Here is an 18,496-nt window from a genome sequence, read left to right on the forward strand (position 1 = left end):
ACCCGCCCGGCCGCTACGGCCCTGCACGGCTGCCCGGGCCCGCCCGGCTGCCCGGGCCCGCCCGGCCGCTACGGCCCTGCACGGCTGCCCGGGCCTGCCCGGGCCTGCCCGGCCGCTACGGCCCGCCGAGCACGGTCAGCACTTCCTGCGCGCTCCAGTGCCCGGCCGCGCCCGCCCGCCCGGCGAGGTAGACGGCCGCGCGCCGCCTGCTCCAGCCGTGCGACTGCGCCAGGCCCGCGGCCAGGGTGCGCAGGTAGGCGGCCGAGGGCGGGTTCAGCTCCGCTCCCGCCAAGCCCTCGGGTGCGGTGAACGTCAGCAGCGGTAAGCCGTCCAGCGTGCCCGCGCACACCAGCGTCTCGTACCGGCCGGGGCCGAGCCGGTCGCGCCCGCGGGCGAGGACGCGGGCCAGGTCGAGGTCGGTGCCGGGCGGGCGGTGCATCTCCTGGGCGGCGATGTCGCTGAACTGCCCGGCCGTGACCAGATACGCGCGGCACGGCATCGCACCGCCGGCGCCGGGGTCGTAGAAGGCGATGCCGCCGCCCCACACCGCCGACTCGCGGGCGAAGTACAGCGCCCCGGGCAGCACCGCCGCAACGTCGCGGCGCGGCGGGCGCGGGTCGCGGCACCCGGGCTGGGCGCGGGCCCCGCCCTCGGGGCGCCCGCCGCGCAGGTAGCAGGTCAGCCGGGAGGCGTGCAGATTGGACCCATAGGCCGCGTACCAGACCAGCCCGTCGCCGGACAGCACGCCGGACGGCACGCCGGAGGGCATCGCGCTCACATCCGAGACCGTAACGGCACCCACGCACCACCGCGCGGCCACCGTCACGGCGCCCACGCACCACCGCGCGCCCGCCGTAACGACGCATACGCACCACCGCCCGGCCACCGGTTTGGCCCGGTCCGGTGATCGGCCGGCCCACCCCCGAACCGGCGGCCACCCCGCCGCTACGGGTAGCGTTCCGGTTGCATGGCGTTCACCACTCCTCCCTCTCCCGTCACCGCCGTCGCCCTCCCGGACCGCTACCCTTCACCAGCGAAAACATCCCCAAATGCCCGAATCGGCATTCGAATCGTTCCTCTGCCGGCCCAAACGGCACCGATCATGAGAATTTCCTTTGACCACACCCCAGCTGCATCCGTCGGCCCCCAGGCCCCGTCATGGTGAATGGGCGCATCACCCCAGGTGACCCCGTACGCGCCCGCACCCGCCCACCCGCAGGTGCCCACCCCTGACCCAGGAACCCTGATCCAGGAAACCGGAGCCGAGGAAACACCCCCCATGGACGCACGCCAGGACACGGCCGGCCCCAGCACGCTGCACCGCCCCCACCCGGGCTGGGCGGCCGGCTGGCCGGTGGCCCAGCCCGCCCACCCGCGCAGCCTGCTCGACATCGTCGCCGCCACCGCCGACGCCCACCCGAACGCGCCCGCGCTGGACACCGGCACCGCCGTGCTGGACTACCGCACCCTGCTGCACGAGGTCGACACCCTCGCCGGCGTCCTCGCCGGCCACGGCATCGGATGCGGCGACCGGGTCGGCGTGCGCATCCCCTCCGGCACCGCCGACCTGTACGTCGCCATCCTCGCCGTGCTGCGCTGCGGCGCCGCCTACGTGCCCGTCGACGCCGACGACCCCGACGAGCGCGCCGAGATGATCTGGCACGACGCCCAGGTCTGCGCCGTCATCGGCGCCGAGCGCCGCCTGAGCGCCGGGCCCCTCGCCCGCCCCTCGGGCCGCCCTGCCTGGCCCTCGCCGGCCGACGACGCGTGGATCATCTTCACCTCCGGCACCACCGGCCGCCCCAAGGGCGTCGCCGTCACCCACCGCAGCGCCGCCGCTTTCGTCGACGCCGAGGCCCGCCTCTTCCTGCGCCGGCAGCCGCTGGGCCCCGGCGACCGCGTCCTGGCCGGCCTCTCGGTCGCCTTCGACGCCTCCTGCGAGGAGATGTGGCTGGCCTGGCGCCACGGCGCCTGCCTGGTCCCCGCCCCCCGCTCCCTCGTCAAGGCCGGCACCGACCTCGGCCCCTGGCTCGTCGAGCGCCGCATCACCGCCGTCTCCACCGTCCCCACCCTGCTCGCCCTGTGGCCGCAGGAATGCCTGGACGCGGTGCGCCTGATCATCGTCGGCGGCGAGGCCTGCCCCGCCGAACTCGTCGAGCGCCTGGCCGTGCCCGGCCGCGAGTTCTGGAACACCTACGGCCCCACCGAGACCACCGTCGTCGCCACCGCCGCCCGCATGATGCCCGGCGAACCGGTACGCATCGGCGCGCCCCTGGACGGCTGGGAGATCGCCGTCGTCGACCCGGCCGGCAACCCCGTCCCCCGGTACGAGACCGGCGAACTCCTCATCAGCGGCATCGGCTGCGCCCGCTACCTCGACCCCGCCAAGGACGCCGAGAAGTTCAGCCCCCACCCGGTGTTCGCCTCCCCGCGCGTCTACCGCAGCGGCGACCTCGTGCGCAACGACCCCGAGGGCCTGGTCTTCGTCGGCCGCGCCGACGACCAGGTCAAACTCGCCGGCCGGCGCATCGAACTCGGCGAGATCGACGCCGCCCTCCAGGCCCTGCCCGGCATCCGCGCCGCGGCCGCCGCCGTCCGCAAGACCCCCGCCGGCGCCGACCTGCTGGTCGGCTACCTCGTCCCGCAGCCCGCCGCCGTCCCCGACCTGGCCGCCGCCCGCCACCAGCTGCTGGAGCGCCTGCCCGCCCCGCTCGTGCCGGTCCTCGCCCTCGTCGACTCGCTGCCCACCAAAACCTCCGGCAAGGTCGACCGAGGCGCCCTGCCCTGGCCGCTGGCCACCACCGGCACCCAGGACAACCCCGCCGCCGGCCCCCTGGAGGGCACCGCCGGCTGGCTCGCCGGCCACTGGGAGGCCCTGCTCGGCATGACCCCCGGCGCCGGCGACGACTTCTTCGCCCTCGGCGGCTCCAGCCTCACCGCCGCCCGCCTCGTCTCCGAACTGCGCACCCGCTACCCCGGCGTCTCCGTCGCCGACCTCTACGCCCACCCCGTCCTTGGCGCGCTCGCCGCCCACCTGGACACCCTCGCGCCCCCGCAGTGCGACACCCACGCCCCGGCCGCACCACCCGCCCCCGCCCGGCAGGTGCGCCGCACCCCCGCCGGCGCCGGCCTGTGGCAGACCCTCGCCCTCGCCGGCCTGTTCACCCTCGCCGGCCTGCGCTGGGTCCTCGTCCTCGCCGCCCTGGACAACCTCACCGGCGCCCACCTGCCCTGGGCCCCCCACTCCCCGTGGTGGCCCGTCGCCGCCGGCCTCCTCCTCTTCTACAGCGCCCCCGGCCGCACCCTCCTCGCAGCCTTCGCCGCCCGCCTGCTCACCGCCGGCATCCGCCCCGGCAGCCACCCCCGCGGCGGCCACGTCCACCTGCGCCTGTGGACCGCGGAGCGCACCGTCGCCCTCTTCGGCGTCGCCACCCTCGCCGGCACCCCCTGGGCCGCCCGCTACGGCCGCGCCGTCGGCTGCCGCATCGGCCGAGGCGTCCACCTGCACACCCTGCCCCCCGTCACCGGCCTCGCCCGCCTCGCCGCCGGCGCCACCCTCGAATCCGAGGTCGACATCGCCGGCTGGTGGCTGGACGGCGACATCCTCCACCTCGGCCACATCGACGTCGGCGAAGGCGCCCGCATCGGCACCCGCGCCACCCTCATGCCCGGCGCCCGCATCGGCGCCGGCGCCGACATCGCCCCCGGCTCCTGCGTCACCGCCACCGTCCCCGCCCGCGAACACTGGCACGGCTCCCCGGCCCGACCCGCCCCCGACACCCCCACCGGCTGGCCCCCGCACGCCCCCGCCCGCCGCCGGCGCGGCCCCTGGGGCCTCGCCTACGGCATCGGCCTGACCGCCTTCGGCGTCCTGCCCATCGCCGCCGCCCTGCCCGCCCTCGCGATCATCTACCCGATGATCGACGCCGACCGCACCCTCGGCCAGGTCCTCCTCCAGCTCCTGCCCCTCACCGTCCCCCTCACCGCCCTCACCCTCCTGTGCCACGCCACCCTCATAGCGCTGGCCGTGCGCCTCCTCTCCCTGCCGCTGCGCCCCGGCTACCACCCCGCCCACGGCGGCGTCGCCTTCTGCGCCTGGGCCGTCCACCGCCTCACCGACACCGCCCGCCGCTCCCTCTTCCCCCTCTACGCCAGCCTCTTCACCCCGCTGTGGCTGCGCCTGCTCGGGGCCAGGATCGGCCGGCGCGTCGAGGCCTCCACGGTCCTCGCCCTGCCCGGCCTGATGCGCGTGGACGACGGCGCCTTCCTCGCCGACGACACCCTCGTCGCCCCCTACGAGGTCCGCGACGGCTGGCTGCACCTGGGCCCCGCCCACGTCGGACGCCGCTCCTTCGTCGGCAACTCCGGCATCGTCGGCCCCGGCCGCCACCTGCCCGACAACTGCCTCGTCGGCGTCCTGTCCGACACCCCCGCCCACGCCCCCGAAGGCTCCTCCTGGCTCGGCCGCCCCGCCTTCGCCCTGCCCCGCGTCGCCGACACCGGCGGCGAGGCCCGCACCTACGACCCGCCCAGGCGCCTGATGTGGGCGCGCGCCGGCGTCGAACTCTGCCGCCTGCTGCCCCTCATCCTGGCCGCCGTCCTCGGCGACCTCGTCTTCCTCGCCCTCCAGGCCGTCCGCGACGACTACGGCATCCCCACCACCCTGGCCGCCGCCGGGGTGATACTCGCCGCCGCCGCCGTCATCGCCTGCGCCATCACCACCGCCGCCAAGTGGCTGCTCGTCGGACGCTTCCGCACCGCCGAACACCCCCTCTGGTCCTCCTTCGTCTGGCGCAACGAGCTCTACGACACCTTCGTCGAGGAACTCGCCATGCCCTTCGGCGGCTCCAGCATCACCGGCACCCCCTACCTGAACCTGTGGCTGCGCAGCCTCGGCGCCCGCATCGGCCGCGGCGTGTGGTGCGAGACCCACTGGCTGCCCGAGAGCGACCTCGTCACCGTCGAGGCCGGCGCCAGCGTCAACCGCGGCACCGTCCTGCAGACCCACCTCTTCCACGACCGCGTCATGCGCCTGGGCACCGTCCACCTCGGCGCCGGCTCCACCACCGGGCCGCACTCCATCGTGCTGCTCAACTCCTCCCTCGGCGCCGGCACCACGGTGGGCCCCGCCTCCCTGGTCATGCGCGGCGAGAACGTCCCCGGCTCCACCCGCTGGCTCGGCAACCCCGTCGCCGCCTGGACCGCCGACCCCACCCCGCCCGCCGGCCGCCGCGCCGCCCGCGGACGCCGCCGCGCCGGAGTGTGACACAGCTCACGCACACAGGGCGATGAGTGCGCGGTGCGGCCACGGTCCTAACCCGTGACCGCACCGCGCACCACTGTCCGCTCCGGAAGGACACCGCGACCATGACCGCACCCGTGAAGGGCCCCGCCAGCTACTTCCCCTCCATCGAGAAGAAGTACGGCCGCCCCGTCGCCGAGTGGAAGGACCTCATCCGCTCCTCCCCGCTCACCAAGCACATGGAACTCGTCGCCTGGCTCAAGACCGACCACGGCCTCGGCCACGGCCACGCCAACGCCCTCGTCGCCCACACTCTCGCCGAGAACACCGCCCCCTGACCCGCCCGCCTCCCCGTCACCCCGCCCCGCATCCCGCGGCCGGCGGGGTGACGGCGTTTCGGGGCGCCGGGCCCCGGCCTTGAGGTCAAGCCCGCGCCGGGGCCAGCCGGCCCGGCATCTGCCAGCCCTCGGCGAGGCGGGAGGGCCGCAGGCGCCGCCCGTCGCCGAAGAACTCGCAGAACTTCATGATCAGCGGGTCCCAGCCGAGCGGGTCGACGTAGTGGTCGGTGCCGGGCACGATCAGGGCCTCGTCCACGTGCGCCCGCACCACCTCCACCTCGAACGCGGTGCAGCGCTCGTTGCCCGCCAGCGGGGTGGCCGCGGCCAGACGGCACTCCAGCTGGACGGGGCACTCGGCGGCGCGCGGGGCGCGCACCAGCTCGCCCGGCTGCTCGGTCAGGCCCGCGGCGGCGAACTTGCGCGGCTCGAAGCGGTAGCCCTGCTGCCGCTTGAAGTCGGTGACCACCGGGTTGCCGGTCAGCAGCGCCAGGCGGTCCACCGCGTCGACCATCGCCGAGGACGGCAGGTTGAGCACGCACTCGCCCTCGCGCAGCAGGTTCACGGCGCTCTGCGTGCTGTTGCCCAGCCCCAGCACGCAGGAGTGGCCGAGCCACCACGCGGAGGACATCGGCGCCAGGTTCGCGCTGCCGTCCGCGTTGCGGGAGCCGATCAGCACCACCGGGGTGCCGAAGTAGAGGACCTTGAGATCGATGACCTTGTGCATGCCCCCGACCCTGCCCCCGCCCGCCCCCGGGCCGCTGGCGGTGATCGGACATCCAGTTCGCGCCCCGGCGGGTCCGTCAGCTGCCCGGCCTGCCCTTGGAGACGAACAGCTCCACCGTCGAGCCCGTCGGCACCGTGGCACCGGCGCGCGGCTCGGCGTTGATGACCGTGCCGGCGGGCACGTTCCAGTCGGTGAACTCGTGGACCTCGCAGTGCAGTCCGGCCGCGTCCAGCTGCTTGACGGCCGCGGCCCGCGTCAGGCCGGCGACCGACGGCACGGCCACCGGCGCACCGTCGCCGACGAGCGGCGCGACCGGGCTCGGCGTGCCCTCGCCGGGCGTGCCGCTGGGCGTGCCCTCGCCGGGCGCGGGCGACGACGCGACCGGCGACGGCGCGACCGGCGACGGCGTGCCCGACGTGGCCGGCGCGTGCGCCGCCGGGACACCGCCCGCCGGCCCGGAGGCGGGCCCGGAGGCGGGCCCCGGGGACGGCGAGGCGGCGAGCAGCGCCCCGCCCGTCCCGATCGCGGCCACCGCCGCGGCGGCCACCACCCCGGTCAGGACGGCGCGCCGGCGCGCGGTGCGCCGCCGGATGCCGGCGGCATCGATGACAGGGGCCGGGACGTGGTCGGCGAACGAGGTCATGGCGGAGACAAGCTCCTTCTCGAAGTCGGGATCGGGGGGCGGCAGACGGGTCATCGGGCACCTTCACGCGAGGTCAGCGGGGCGGGCGGGGCGTCCTGCCGGGGCAGCACGGCCCGCAGTTTCGCCAGGCCCCGGGCGAGCTGGGAGCGCACCGCACCGGGGGAGACGTCGAGCGTCCGCGCGATCTCCCGGTCCCCCAGGTCGTGGAGGTAGTACAGGACGACCACCGTGCGCATCCCCATCGGCAGCGTGTGCAGCGCCGCGACGAGCTCCTCCCGCAGCTCCACCGACCGGTAGGCATCACGCGGATCCGCACGCTCGGCCGGCGGGACCGCCGCGGTCCGCTCACCGGGACGGTTCAGGCGCCGCCACCGGTCGTTGGCCAGGTTCACCACGATCCGCCGCACGTACGCCTCAGGAGAATCCGAGGCCGCCACCCGCCGCCAGTGCCGGCACACGCGCTCCAGCGCCTCCTGCACCAGGTCCTCCGCGGCGTACGCGTCCCCGGTCAGCACGTACGCCGTCCGGAACAGCGCACCCGAGCGCTGCTCCACGAACTCGACGAAGTCGATCCCGGGACTGGCCCTGCGCAGCCTCACCCGCCGCCCCCGCTTTCCTCACGCGTCGTCATCCTCACGCCCCGCCATGACCGCGTACGGCGCCCGTCCGCTGCACCGGCGCACCCGAAGTGACGTAACTCACGCCCGACCGAGGGCGCCGAACACCCTCCTCCGGGCCCGCGCCACAGCACCCCCGAAACCCCGAAACCCCCTACCCGCCACGGCCTTTCCGGCGAACGGCGACGCCCGCGAGCACGGGTATAGGGTGAGGACCCGTTGGCCGGGAGGGGGACGGCGTGAAGGTCAGCCGGCAGCAGGTGTCCGCGTGGCGGATGCGACGCCAGTACCTGGACCCGCGCAGCGAGCACACCGCGAGCGCGATCGTCAGCCGACTGTGCGGCGTGCAGGCCCAGGTGTGGAGCGCCGCCGAACTGGCCGTCGCCCTGCGGCAGTCGACACCCGACGAAAACAGCGTCGACCACGGCGTCGCCGACCTCGCCCTGATGAAGACCTGGGCCGTACGCGGGACCCTGCACCTGCTGCGCCCGAGCGACGCCGGCGCCTACCTGTCGCTCGTGGCCTGGTGGTCACCCCGTTCCCGGACGCCGGCGCCCTGCCGCTGAAGGCGGTCGAGCAGGAGGCGGCGCACGTCGCCCGCGCGAGCGGCCTGGCCGGGCTGACGGTCCGCATCGCCTGACCGGACCGACCGGACGGGGCGGCGGCATGAACACCCGCCGGGCGCCGGGCGCCGGGAGCGTCCCCGCGCTTCAGCCCGTCGCCGTTGCCTCGCCGGCCAGGAAGAAGTCGCGGGCAAGGCGTACCAGTGCGAACGCATGCGCAACCTCCCGTGGTGACCTCAACGGCCCGCATCCTGGCACCCGCCACTGACATGTCCGCACCCCGCCGTGGGGTGCGGACATGTCAGTGGGCCGGGCTCAGTGGGCCGGGGACGGGAACAGGCCGGCCAGGGGGTTGGTGAACGTCGCACCGGGCATGCAGGCGGGGGCCGGGGGCTTCATGAGGCCGACGGCCAGGGAGCGCCAGCTGTCGGCGGGGTCGGTCGTGGCGTAGGGCAGGTGGATGAACAGCTGCAGGCCGGCCGGGATGGTGCGCGGGCGGATGGTGAGGACGGTCTGCCGGCCTTCGGTGCCCATGTCCCAGCCCCGGTCGTGGTCGGCCGGGTTGTCGGGCGAGGCCGGCTCGGGGGCGCGGCAGCCGGGCTCGCCGGCGTAGACGCGGGCGTGGACCCCGAAGTGGTCCAGGTCGCGCTGGAGTTGGGCCGCATCGACCGGCTTGTCCTGTTCCAGGACGGTGAGCCTGACGACGTCGTCGCCGCTGCTCTGCAGGGTGTAGGCGACGTTGGTGATACGGCCCTGGGGCACGTCGGCGCCGGGGCGCCCGGTGGCGGCGGTGACGGCGACGCCCGCCGCCAGGGCGGCGGCCAGGCCCACCGGAAGCGCCACGCGCAGGGCCGGGGTGCGCCGCCGGGCGGTGCGCCGGGTGTCCGCGGTGATGGTGTCCATCACGTGTTCCTTCAGCAGGAGGTGGCGGCCTGGGGGCAGTTCCGGGTGGGCCGGGGCCGGCAGCAGCCGGGCCAGTTCCTCCCGTTCGGCCTGGTCGGACCGGGGACGGGGGGTGGCGTTCAACGGATCGTCTCCTTGGTCGGCCGGACCGCGAGGTCGCGGTCACCTGCTACCTGTCCGCAGGCCCCGGCACGTTGCGGCCTTTCCGGCAGCTCTTTCTGCTGTCCTTTCGCCGAACGCGTCGCGGCCAGCTCCTGCGCCGTCAGCTCCCGCAGCCGGGCGCGGGCACGCGAGAGCCGGGAACGGATCGTCCCCACCGGCCGGCCCAACGCCTCGGCGACGGCCGCGTGGTCCAGGCCCTCCCACACGCACAGCGCGAACACCTCCCGCTCGGCCGGCCGCAGCCGCTCCAACGCGGCCTTCGCGGCGGCCAGTTCCTCGGCGTCGGCGATCCGCCCGGCCAACTCGCCGGCGAAGTCCGGCACCGCCTCGCGCGGCGGCAGCCTGGCGAGCGCCCTCTGGTGGCGACGCGCAGCCCGGCGGGTGTTGCGGATGACGTTTCCGGCGATCCCCAGCAGCCACGGCCGCAGACTCCCCCCGTCGGGGTCCACCCGCGCGCGCAGCCGCCACCCTTCCAGGAAGGTCAGCGAGACCACGTCCTCGGCGACGGCCCGGTCCCCGGTCATCCGCACGGCGTGCCGGTACACCGCCTGGGCGTGATCCTCGAAGACCTGCCCGAACGCCGCCGCGTCCCCGGCGCGCACCCGGGCGCGTATCGATTTCTCCACACCCGGTCCTGTCCCGCCGCCCCGGCCCGTTGCCGTGATCCGCACCACATCCTCGCGCACCCCTGCGCAGGCGAGGCTCCCCCCCCGGCGGGCCGGAGCCCGAGGACGCCCGGCGCCGCAGGCCCGGGGCCGTCACGAGGATCGGCAGGGGCTTCCAGCCGTTGCTTGATCTCTCAACGAATTTGGGCAACTGCCGGCGGTTGTCGGCAGGTTGGCCTCTGCCCGGTTGGCGAGAGCCGCGCCGGCCGGGTGTTCGTCCCCTGCGGCGGCAGGTGAAACACGCCTCTCACGCGGGCCTCGGTCCGCCCGTCGCCGGGAGTGGCTCGGAGACGGAAAACGCATGTGGAGCCGGTGCAAGACCGGGCGTGAGCCAGGCGGTCGGCGATGAAGCGTGAACCGTAGTCGCGTCAGATGGGCCGTGAACAGGCCTTCCGGGCGGAAACGCCCGGATTGCTGAGACTTCCTGAAGGTCTCGGCAACGGCCGACCTTCCAGGTCTGTTCGGGGGCCAAGCCCACCACGATGCCTCCTGACGTCGGGTGAGGTTCAAGCCGCCGGTACGGACAGGATCCGGCGCAGGACGTCGGGCAGGTGCGTGTCGTCGGCGGGCGGGTGCGGGGTCTGCCAGGCGATGTGGCCGTCGGGGCGGACGAGGAGCGTCCCGTCGGTGGGCGAGGGGCGCAGGGTGACGGGCAGTCCCGCGGCCGCGGCGTTGTCGACCTGCCGCTGCCAGGCGTCCGGGTCCGCGGTGAACAGGGTGAAGCCGGGGCCGACGAGGTCCAGCGTGGACCCGGAGGCGAGCGCCCGGTGCGGCAGACGGGCGCCGGGCCCGCCCTCGGGGTGTTCGCGGGCCGGGTCCAGCGGCGGGCGGGCGGCGGTGGGGCCGGGACCGGTGCCGGTGCCGGTGTCGGGGTCGGGGAGGACGGCGGTGGAGCGGTAGACGGCGGTGAGCAGCAGCTCGTCGTCGATCCGGTAGCGGGTGCGGTCGCGGGAGTTGGCCAGGGACAGTGCGGTGACCGCCAGGGCGACGGGGCGGCGTTCGGCCTCGTAGGTGTCCAGCAGGGCCTCGCCGGCCGGGCCGGCGGTGACCGCGGCGAGCTTCCGGGCGAGGTTGTCCGCGTCGCCGATGCCGGTGTTCATGCCGTGCCCGCCGGTGGGCGGCATCACGTGGGCGGCGTCGCCCGCGAGCAGCACCCGCAACCTGCGGTAGGCGGCGGCGGTCTGCGCGTCCGAGCGCCAGGCCATGGTGTCGCGGACGGTGACCGGCAGGTGAGGCAGCCCGGCGGCGTCGCGGACCAGGTCGGCCGGCTTCCCGTGGTCGCCCAGGAGCGCGGCGGGGTCCTCGCGGGCGGGGTCGTACGGATGCTGGTAGATCCAGTGCCGGTCGTTGTCGACGGCCAGGAAGCCGCCGCGGCCCGGGGCGGTGAGGAAGTACGAGGCGCTGGCCCGGTCCGCGACGACGTCCCCGAGCGGCGCCTCGAAGCGGATGCTGAGGAAGTGGCCCAGGCCCGTCGGCCCCTCCATCGCGATCCCGGCGCCCGCGCGCACGGTGCTGGCGGCGCCGTCGCAGCCGACCAGCCAGTCGGCGCGCACGGTGTGCCGCTCGCCGGTGGCCCGGTCCTCCAGCACCGCGTGCACCCCCTGCCCGTCCTCGGTGTCGTCCTCGGTGAAGGACAGCAGACGGGTGGCGAAGCGGATGCCGTCGGGGGCGAGTTCGCGGGCGCGCCGCAGCAGGACGGCCTCCAGCGCGTCCTGCGGGCAGAGCAGCCCCGGCGACGGGGTGCGCTCGGCGCCCTGCCGGGGCTCGTGCGCGGCGCCGGTGCGCACGAAGTCCGGGTCGACCAGGTCCCGGCCGCGGTAGAAGAAGACGTGCGAGGCCGGCAGCCCGGCCCGCCGGACCTCCGCCTCCAGGCCCAGACGCCGGAAGACCTCCATCGAACGCGCCGACACACCACGAGCCTTGGGATGCAGCGAGGTACCCGGATGCGCCTCCACGAGCAGGTGCTCCACACCGTACCCGGACAGCAGGAGCGACAGCGTCAGGCCGACCGGGCCCCGCCCACCACCAGAACGGACGTCGCCGCCGGGACACGCATGCCCACTCCCCAATCCTCGTAACGTCTGATGATCCTTCTTGACGTTACCTGGGGTGCGACGACCGATCAGAACCGGTACCAGCCCCCCGCGGCCTCCGCTTCCTCGCCGACCTCGCCGACACCGTCCGCCGCACCCGCCGGCGGGCCGGTTCACGGCCGGCCCGTCAGGCAGCGGCCAACAGCGCGTAGTCGGGCAGATCGATGTCGCCGGCCTTGGCGAACTGGGCGGCCAGGATGCCGCGCATCGGCCAGCGGCCCATCATCCGCATGGACGCGGCGCGCAGGCGGATCATCGCCGCGCTGTTGGGGGCGTAGCCGTTCATGCCGCCGGGCGGCAGCTCCTGGGAGCGGGTGACGTAGGGGCGCATCAGCTCCTCGTAGCGGGCGAAGGCGGCGCGGTGGCCGGTGCCGGCGGTACGGGCGGCGCCGAGTTCACCGGCCAGCAGGTAGGCGCCGACCAGGGCGAGGCTGGTGCCCAGGCCGGTGAGCGGGCTGGGGCTGTAGCCGGCGTCGCCGATCAGCGCGACGCGCCCGCGGGTGTAGTGGTCGAGGCGGATCTGGCCGACGGAGTCGAAGAAGAAGTCGTCCGCCCGGGCCATACCGGCCAGCAGCCGGTCCACCTCCCAGCCCGCGCCGGCGAAACGCTCGGTGAGCAGACGCTGCTGGGCGGCGGTGTCACGGCGGTCGAAGGCCAGGGGCCCGGAGCGGAAGGCGAGGCCGGCCTTGACCTCACCGGGCAGCCGCCCGGGGCGGGCGCTGGCGACCAGGCCGCCCGGCGCGTTGTACATCAGGAACCAGCCGTCCAGGTCCAGACGGTCCGTGACGGTGAACCAGGCGTTGTGGCCGCCCAGCGGCCGGTAGTGCGCGTCGCCGGCGCCGAAGGCGAGGCGGCGCACCGCCGAGTGCAGCCCGTCCGCGCCGACGACCAGGCCGAAGCGGCGCTGCGCCGCGTTCTCGAAGGTGACGGTGACCCCGTCGGCGTCCTCGGCGAGCGCGGTGACGGTGTCGTCGAAGAGGTACTCCACCTCGCCGGCGCTCGCCCGGTACAGCAGGTCGGCGAGGTCGCCGCGCAGGATCTCGATCTCGGAGACGATGCCCTCGCCGTCGAACAGCTCGACGGGCATCCGCGCGGTCAGCCGCCCCCGGCGGTCGACCAGCCCGAGCCCGCGCTGGTCGACGCAGAGCGCGCGGACCTGCTCCATGAGGCCCATCCGCTCGATCACGGTGCGGCCGGCGCCGCGCAGGTCGACCGTCTGCCCGCCCGGCCGCGGGGCGGGGGCGCGTTCGACGACAGTCGGGTTGAAGCCGTTGCGGCGCAGCCAGTGGGCGAGGACGGGGCCGGCGATCCCGGCGCCGGAGATGAGGATGTCGGTGTTCTCCATGCCTCCGAATGTACGGCGTACGCATCGCGCTCAACAAGCCCTGGCATGGCACTTCCTGACGCAGCCGCACTAGTGCACTGGTGCGCGTCGGGGCTGGCCGGGGCTGGTGTGGCGGGCAGTTGTGCAGGCAGCGCAGGCGGGGAGGTGCACTAGTGCGGGGCAGGGGCGGCCGGGGCGGTCCCAGGAAGAATCTCTGCGGCTTTCCGCGGCACGGCCGCCCGGGCGCCGGCCGCCGCACCACGGGGCGCGGGACGTCGGCGGGTCCGACTTCTCGCGTCGGCGCGGCGGGAACGGCAGGGCCGCCGTCCCGGGGCCCGCAGCCTCAGGCCCCGCCGCCCCCGGCTGGGGCGGCGGGGCCGTTCGCGCTCTCAGGGCGCCGTGGCTCAACCGTGGTGCAGCCGTGGTTCAGTTGCCGGCCGGGACGCCGTCGGCCGCAGCGCTGTCGACCGGCATGCTCGCCACGTCGTGGACGCCCGCCGCCCCGAGGGCGTCGGCGAGCGTCGCGGACACGGCGGTGGGCGTGGCCTGGACGATGTCGTAGCGGGCGAGGCCGGCGACCACGAAGGGGTCGGTGGCGGTGATCGCGCGTATCTCCTCGGGGTCGTCGCCGAGCGCCAGGATGACCCCGCCGGTGCGGGGGACGCGGCGCCCGGAGAGGAGGAAACGGCCGGTGCGGTAGTGGCGTTCGAGGTAGTCGCGGTGTGCGGGCAGCACGGCGTCGATCTCCGCCAGGTCAGCCAGGTCAGCGAGGTAGGTCAGGGTGAGGATGAACACGGTGCTTTCCGTCCTGTCGGCGTGAGGTCGCGGGACGGTGATCAGGGCCGGTCCCGACGTCCACCAGCGAACCGCCCGAAGGCGCCCGGCGTCCATGACGTCCCTCCGAACGCCGCCCAGCGAGCGGCTAACACCGCAGGTCAACGCCGATGCGGACGCCGGTAGGATCGCTCGGTCGCCCTCGCGGCGCATGCCCCGCCCCGTCGCCCGCCCCGCTCCGTCGCCCACCTGTCCCGGAGAACACCGTGGAACTGCGTCAGCTCCGCTACTTCCAGGCCGTCGCCGAGGAGGGCAACCTCACCAGGGCCGCCCAGCGCCTCTACCTCAGCGCCCCCTCCCTCAGCCAGCAGATCCGGCTGCTGGAGAAGGAGCTGGGCGCGCCGCTGTTCGAGCGCGCAGCGACCGGCATGACGCTCACGCCGGCAGGGACCGCCCTGGTACCGGAGGCGAAGGCCGCGCTGGATGCCGCCGAGCGCGCCCGGCACGCCGTGGAGTCCGCGACCCGCACCGAGCCGGCCGTCCTGCGGATCGGGGTACCGGCGGGCGTCCCGGCGGCGCTGGTCAGGTGCGTACGGGACGCGAGCGCAGCCCTCCGGCAGGCCGGCGTCCCCGCCCGCATCCGCTTTCGCGACGCCCCGACGGCAGCGCAGCTCGACCTGCTCGCCTCCGGTGACCTCGACCTGGGCCTGCTCACCACGCCCTTCCCGGCCACGGACCTGCGCACCGCGACGGTGTGGCGGGAGCCGATGGGCGTGGTGACGGGGCACACCCACCCGCTCGCCCGGCTGGACACCGTCGGCTTCGCCGACCTCGCCGGGCAGGAACTCCTGTGGTTCCCCCGGGAGTTCGCGCCCGGACACCACGACGAGGTCCTCGCCCACTGCCGCCGCAACGGCTGGGACCCGCACCTGCGCGCCGGATCCGGGCACCGCTCGGTGTTCCAGACCCAACTCACCAGCGGCGAACCGCTCGTCGCGGTGCAGCCCGCCTCCATGGTCGCGGACGACCCGCACCTCACCTGGCGCCCGTTCACCCGCGAGGCCCCCACCCTCACCCTGGCCGCCGCCTGGCGCCCCGCGAACCCGGACCCCGCCCTGCGCGACCTCGTCCTGGCCGTGCAGCAGGCCACGGCCGCCGGGGCGAGGGAACACACCGACTGACCCCGGCCCGGTCCCGGACCCCGCTGCCACGACCAGGGCACGGACGACCGGACGAACGACCGGACGAACGAACGACCGGACGGACGGACGGACGGGCCGGTGCCGGCAGGGCGCGGGCGATCGCCACGCGACCTGCACATCGTGGACATCCTGCGGCACGGTCCCCGCGGTGCCCGCCACGGGCCGGTGATTGCGCCGGGGCACAGCCGGCCCCGGGACGACCCGCGGACCGGACGCTTCGTTATCGCGCCCGACGGTTGGGGCCCTGTGCCCGACGAGTGGTCCACCCGGCACGAGGACGTGACCGTCCTTCTGTCCGGGAGCCTGTCCGCACCGGCAGAGCCTGTCCGCACCGGCGGTGCCCGGCATCCGGCCGAGAGGTCCGCGAGCCACTCCGCCTCGCCCCCCGCCTCCTCCCCGCCCGCCCCCGCCCCGAGCGCCCGCCCGCGGGGACGGCCGCCTCGCGCCACTTCTCTGCCGTCGCAGACCACCAGGTGGGAGGCGTGCAGCATCACGCGCACCTGCGTGCCGCTCGATCGCGACGGTGCCGCGGCCGGGCACACGGGTGACGTGGTTGCGCCGGAAGGGGCCGATCCGGCCCCTCGACGCTTCCCTTCGCACGGGCGCCGACGATGCCCGGCCGGCAGCAGAGGCTCTCGATCCCGCCGTGCGGCACGGCCGTCGCGCCGGATCGCCACGGACAGCTCCGCCTCCGGCTGACGGGGCGTGACCATCCCCGGCGATTCGCGACGCTCCCCCCACCGGTCGGGAACCAGGCCGCCGGGCAACGCCGGGGGGGGGCAGGGCTCCCCCCGGGATGACTCACCCTCATTGCCGGGGGTTTCCAGGCGTCCTGCAGCCAAAGGAGTGAACAAGTATCAGGTAAATCCTACGAACAACTAGCTCCCGTCAATCTCCTTATTTTCCAGCCCACTTGACGTCGCCGGGGAGCGGTTTGCGGCTACTCCGGATACCCCGTTCGGCTTCACCGGCACCAGCCCTTCGATCTGCCCGAAATGACAGTCATAGGGGCTGTTAGTACGTTCAATCACGCGTCGGTTGTCAAAGCCGATCTGTCAGAGAACAGGAGAATTTCCATGAAGATGACCCGCTCCACCGCGGTCGCCGCGGCGGCCGCCGCGGCCCTGGGCGTGACCGGCATCACCTACGTGGCGTCCGCCTCCGGGCCGGCGGCCCAGGCGGCTCCGGTCGTCCAGCAGGCGGCTCCGGTCGTCCAGCAGGCAGCCGCTCCCGCCCTGCTGCCCAGCGACGGCGGCGCCAAGGGTAACGAGGGCCGGGAGCACGAGGGCCGGGAGCGCCGTGAGCGCCGTGAGCACCACGAGGAGGGCCGGATCCACATCAACGAGCGGACGTACTCCGCCCACTCGGATGGCTGCATCACCGTGGTCAGCGGCCTGGGCGCCCGCAGCCTGAACATCCGCAACGACAGCCACAGCACCGTCGAGGTCTTCCGTGGCGCGGTCTGCGACAACGGCGCTCCCATCGCCACCGTCGGCCCCCACAGCACCAGCGACGGCGTCAAGCCGCACAAGACCGAGAGCGTCGAGGTCGACGACGGCGTGGTGGGCAGCTTCCGGGTGGTGCACCACCACCACGGCGAGGAGCGCCGCGGCGGCGAGCGCGGCGGCGAGCGCGGCGGCGAGCGCTGAGCCGACTGCCTGAATGCGGAGCCCCGGTCCGCCCGAATCGGGCCGGGGCCCCAGGAGGCGTCGCCTCCTCCGGAGGCGACTCACCTCATCGCACGGCAGTTCCAGGCGTCACACTGCCGAACGGGTGAGCAAGCGCCAGATGATCACCTCACCCGAAAATGTGGCCGACCGTCCGTCAATAACCTCTCGGACGATGTGACGTCCCACATCGTCCGATCCCCCCGGGGGCGTGCGGGCTGATCTCGACAGCCCGTTTCCCCCCGTCCCCCATCGTCCGATCCGCCAGGGGGGGGTGTGCGGGCTGATCTCGACAGCCCGTGCCCCCCACCACCGCGTCAGCTCTTCGATCTGCCCGAAATGACAGTCGGGGGCCGTCAACACGTTCCATCACGCGTCGGCTGCCACAGCCGATTTCTCGGAAAACAGGAGAACTTGCATGAAGATGACCCGCTCCACCGCGGTCGCCGCGGTGGCCGCCGCAACCCTGGCCGCGACCGGCCTCACCTACGTCGCGTCCGCCTCCGGGCCGGTGTCCCAGGCAGCCCCGTCCGTCCAGCAGGCGGCCCCGTCCGCCGACGGCGCCGGCGGTGGCGCCGGTGCCGGTGCCGGTGCCGGCGCCAAGGGCAACGGCAACGAGGGCAAGGGCAACGAGGGCAAGGGCAACGAGGGCCGGTACGAGGGCCGGGAGGAGGGCCGGGAGTTCGAGCACCGGCACCACGAGGAGGGCCGGATCCACATCAACGAGCGGACGTACTCCGCCCACTCGGATGGCTGCATCACCGTGGTCAGCGGCCTGGGCGCCCGGACCCTGAACATCCGCAACGACAGCCACAGCACCGTCGAGGTCTTCCGTGGCGCGGTCTGCGACAACGGTGCTCCCATCGCCACCGTCGGCCCGCACAGCACCAGCGACGGTGTGAAGCCGGGGCCCACCGAGAGCGTCGAGGTCGACGACGGTGTGGTGGGCAGCTTCCGGGTGGTGCACCACCACCACGGCGAGGAGCGCCGCGGCGGCGAGCGCCACGGCGACGACAGGCGCTGAGCTGAGGAAGTAGCCCGGACCGCCGATGTTCTCCTGGTCGACGACGTCCGCGCACAGGCCGAAGGCCTTGTGCGCGGACGTCGTGCCAGGAGCCGGCACCGGGACGGACCCGGAACCGGGTGCCCCGCACGTGATCACCCACGTGGTCACCAGGGATGCGACGGTCGCCGGCCCCGAGCTGACCGAGATCGTCCACCAGGGCCTGGCTGCAAGGGGGTCCACCGCCTGGCGAGCACGCCGTGGATGCCGGCTGCGTCACCGCCGCCCACATCGTCACCGCCTGTGATGAGCACACGATCGACCTGCTCGGACCCGTCGGACCGGACACGGTCCACGAGCGTCACGAGGGCGAGCCACAGTGCATCGAAGCCGCGAACGGCACGTACGGCCGCACTCTGACGCTCCTGCCCCGCGAGCAGCAACAACAGACAGCATTTCCGCCCCCGACGAGCAGACCCTCACTGTCCCACGCCCGCCCGAACCGACTTCGCCAGCAGAGCCGCGAGGCCGACTTCCCGCTCTGGGGCGGCAACTCGGGACGCCTGGTCAAGATGG

General features: G+C 74.7%; 15 protein-coding genes. 6 read left to right on the plus strand and 9 right to left on the minus strand.

Annotated features, from left to right (window positions below):
- Window positions 1-115: 115 nt before the first annotated feature.
- Entirely contained in the window at window positions 116-769 is a 654-nt protein-coding gene (locus KV557_RS34295; protein WP_218205517.1) for a histone deacetylase, read from the minus strand.
- Window positions 770-1,279: 510 nt separating this feature from the next.
- On the opposite strand from KV557_RS34295, the gene KV557_RS34300 reads away from it, so the two are divergent.
- Both KV557_RS34300 and KV557_RS34305 read left to right on the plus strand, forming a co-directional pair.
- Entirely contained in the window at window positions 1,280-5,266 is a 3,987-nt protein-coding gene (locus tag KV557_RS34300) for a Pls/PosA family non-ribosomal peptide synthetase (protein WP_218205490.1), read from the plus strand.
- A gap of 101 nt (window positions 5,267-5,367) precedes the next feature.
- A complete protein-coding gene (locus KV557_RS34305) occupies window positions 5,368-5,580 on the plus strand; it encodes a DUF4287 domain-containing protein (protein WP_218205491.1) in 213 nt (70 codons plus the stop codon).
- Between the two features lie 85 nt (window positions 5,581-5,665).
- Here the strand turns inward: KV557_RS34305 and KV557_RS34310 are convergent, their stop codons facing one another.
- The 3 genes from KV557_RS34310 to KV557_RS34320 form a co-directional block, all read right to left on the minus strand.
- Window positions 5,666-6,304, minus strand: coding sequence for a flavin reductase family protein (locus KV557_RS34310; protein WP_218205492.1), 639 nt, complete (start codon window positions 6,302-6,304; stop codon window positions 5,666-5,668).
- Window positions 6,305-6,380: 76 nt separating this feature from the next.
- Window positions 6,381-7,001 (minus strand): PASTA domain-containing protein, encoded by a 621-nt coding sequence (locus tag KV557_RS34315; protein ID WP_218205493.1) that lies wholly within the window; start codon window positions 6,999-7,001, stop codon window positions 6,381-6,383.
- On the minus strand, window positions 6,998-7,546 hold the full coding sequence (locus KV557_RS34320) for a SigE family RNA polymerase sigma factor (protein WP_218205494.1): 549 nt from the start codon (window positions 7,544-7,546) through the stop codon (window positions 6,998-7,000). Before KV557_RS34320 ends, KV557_RS34315 begins: the two co-directional genes overlap by 4 nt.
- Window positions 7,547-7,803: 257 nt before the next feature.
- Here KV557_RS34320 and KV557_RS34325 point away from each other — a divergent pair, with 257 nt between their 5' ends.
- Window positions 7,804-8,130 (plus strand): DNA glycosylase AlkZ-like family protein, encoded by a 327-nt coding sequence (locus tag KV557_RS34325; RefSeq protein ID WP_218205495.1) that lies wholly within the window; start codon window positions 7,804-7,806, stop codon window positions 8,128-8,130.
- A 312-nt stretch (window positions 8,131-8,442) separates the two neighbouring features.
- Here the strand turns inward: KV557_RS34325 and KV557_RS34330 are convergent, their stop codons facing one another.
- The 5 genes from KV557_RS34330 to KV557_RS34350 form a co-directional block, all read right to left on the minus strand.
- Window positions 8,443-9,153, minus strand: coding sequence for a hypothetical protein (locus KV557_RS34330; protein WP_218205518.1), 711 nt, complete (start codon window positions 9,151-9,153; stop codon window positions 8,443-8,445).
- A complete protein-coding gene (locus KV557_RS34335; protein ID WP_218205496.1) occupies window positions 9,150-9,818 on the minus strand; it encodes an RNA polymerase sigma factor in 669 nt (222 codons plus the stop codon). The genes KV557_RS34330 and KV557_RS34335 overlap by 4 nt, the downstream gene beginning before the upstream one ends.
- Before the next feature lie 545 nt (window positions 9,819-10,363).
- Complete coding sequence (locus KV557_RS34340; protein WP_308130213.1) at window positions 10,364-12,067, minus strand: FAD-dependent monooxygenase; 1,704 nt, start codon at window positions 12,065-12,067, stop codon at window positions 10,364-10,366.
- 10 nt (window positions 12,068-12,077) lie between these two features.
- The gene (locus KV557_RS34345) at window positions 12,078-13,295 is read right to left on the minus strand and encodes an FAD-dependent monooxygenase (RefSeq protein WP_218205498.1); all 1,218 of its coding nucleotides are present in this window, start codon (window positions 13,293-13,295) and stop codon (window positions 12,078-12,080) included.
- Window positions 13,296-13,700: 405 nt separating this feature from the next.
- Entirely contained in the window at window positions 13,701-14,069 is a 369-nt protein-coding gene (locus KV557_RS34350; protein WP_218205499.1) for a YciI family protein, read from the minus strand.
- A gap of 245 nt (window positions 14,070-14,314) precedes the next feature.
- On the opposite strand from KV557_RS34350, the gene KV557_RS34355 reads away from it, so the two are divergent.
- The 3 genes from KV557_RS34355 to KV557_RS34365 all read left to right on the plus strand — a co-directional run bounded on the left by KV557_RS34355 (window position 14,315) and on the right by KV557_RS34365 (window position 17,941).
- Window positions 14,315-15,229 carry a LysR family transcriptional regulator gene (locus tag KV557_RS34355; RefSeq protein WP_218205500.1) on the plus strand — a complete coding sequence of 305 codons (915 nt, stop codon included), beginning with the start codon at window positions 14,315-14,317 and terminating at the stop codon, window positions 15,227-15,229.
- Between the two features lie 1,097 nt (window positions 15,230-16,326).
- On the plus strand, window positions 16,327-16,899 hold the full coding sequence (locus KV557_RS34360; protein ID WP_218205501.1) for a hypothetical protein: 573 nt from the start codon (window positions 16,327-16,329) through the stop codon (window positions 16,897-16,899).
- A 436-nt stretch (window positions 16,900-17,335) separates the two neighbouring features.
- Window positions 17,336-17,941 (plus strand): hypothetical protein, encoded by a 606-nt coding sequence (locus KV557_RS34365; RefSeq protein ID WP_218205502.1) that lies wholly within the window; start codon window positions 17,336-17,338, stop codon window positions 17,939-17,941.
- The last annotated feature ends 555 nt before the right edge of the window (window positions 17,942-18,496 follow it).

Origin of the sequence: Kitasatospora aureofaciens (assembly GCF_019192735.1) — a bacterium.
Lineage (GTDB): Bacteria > Actinomycetota > Actinomycetes > Streptomycetales > Streptomycetaceae > Kitasatospora > Kitasatospora aureofaciens_A.

Excerpts from the sequence above, each read along its gene's own strand:
- KV557_RS34295 (WP_218205517.1), bottom strand. The coding sequence starts at position 769 with ATGCCCTCCGGCGTGCCGTCCGGCGTGCTGTCCGGCGACGGGCTGGTC.
- KV557_RS34365 (WP_218205502.1), top strand. The coding sequence starts at position 17,336 with ATGAAGATGACCCGCTCCACCGCGGTCGCCGCGGTGGCCGCCGCAACC.
- KV557_RS34300 (WP_218205490.1), top strand. The coding sequence starts at position 1,280 with ATGGACGCACGCCAGGACACGGCCGGCCCCAGCACGCTGCACCGCCCC.
- KV557_RS34310 (WP_218205492.1), bottom strand. The coding sequence starts at position 6,304 with ATGCACAAGGTCATCGATCTCAAGGTCCTCTACTTCGGCACCCCGGTG.
- KV557_RS34315 (WP_218205493.1), bottom strand. The coding sequence starts at position 7,001 with ATGACCCGTCTGCCGCCCCCCGATCCCGACTTCGAGAAGGAGCTTGTC.
- KV557_RS34360 (WP_218205501.1), top strand. The coding sequence starts at position 16,327 with ATGAAGATGACCCGCTCCACCGCGGTCGCCGCGGCGGCCGCCGCGGCC.
- KV557_RS34345 (WP_218205498.1), bottom strand. The coding sequence starts at position 13,295 with ATGGAGAACACCGACATCCTCATCTCCGGCGCCGGGATCGCCGGCCCC.
- KV557_RS34305 (WP_218205491.1), top strand. The coding sequence starts at position 5,368 with ATGACCGCACCCGTGAAGGGCCCCGCCAGCTACTTCCCCTCCATCGAG.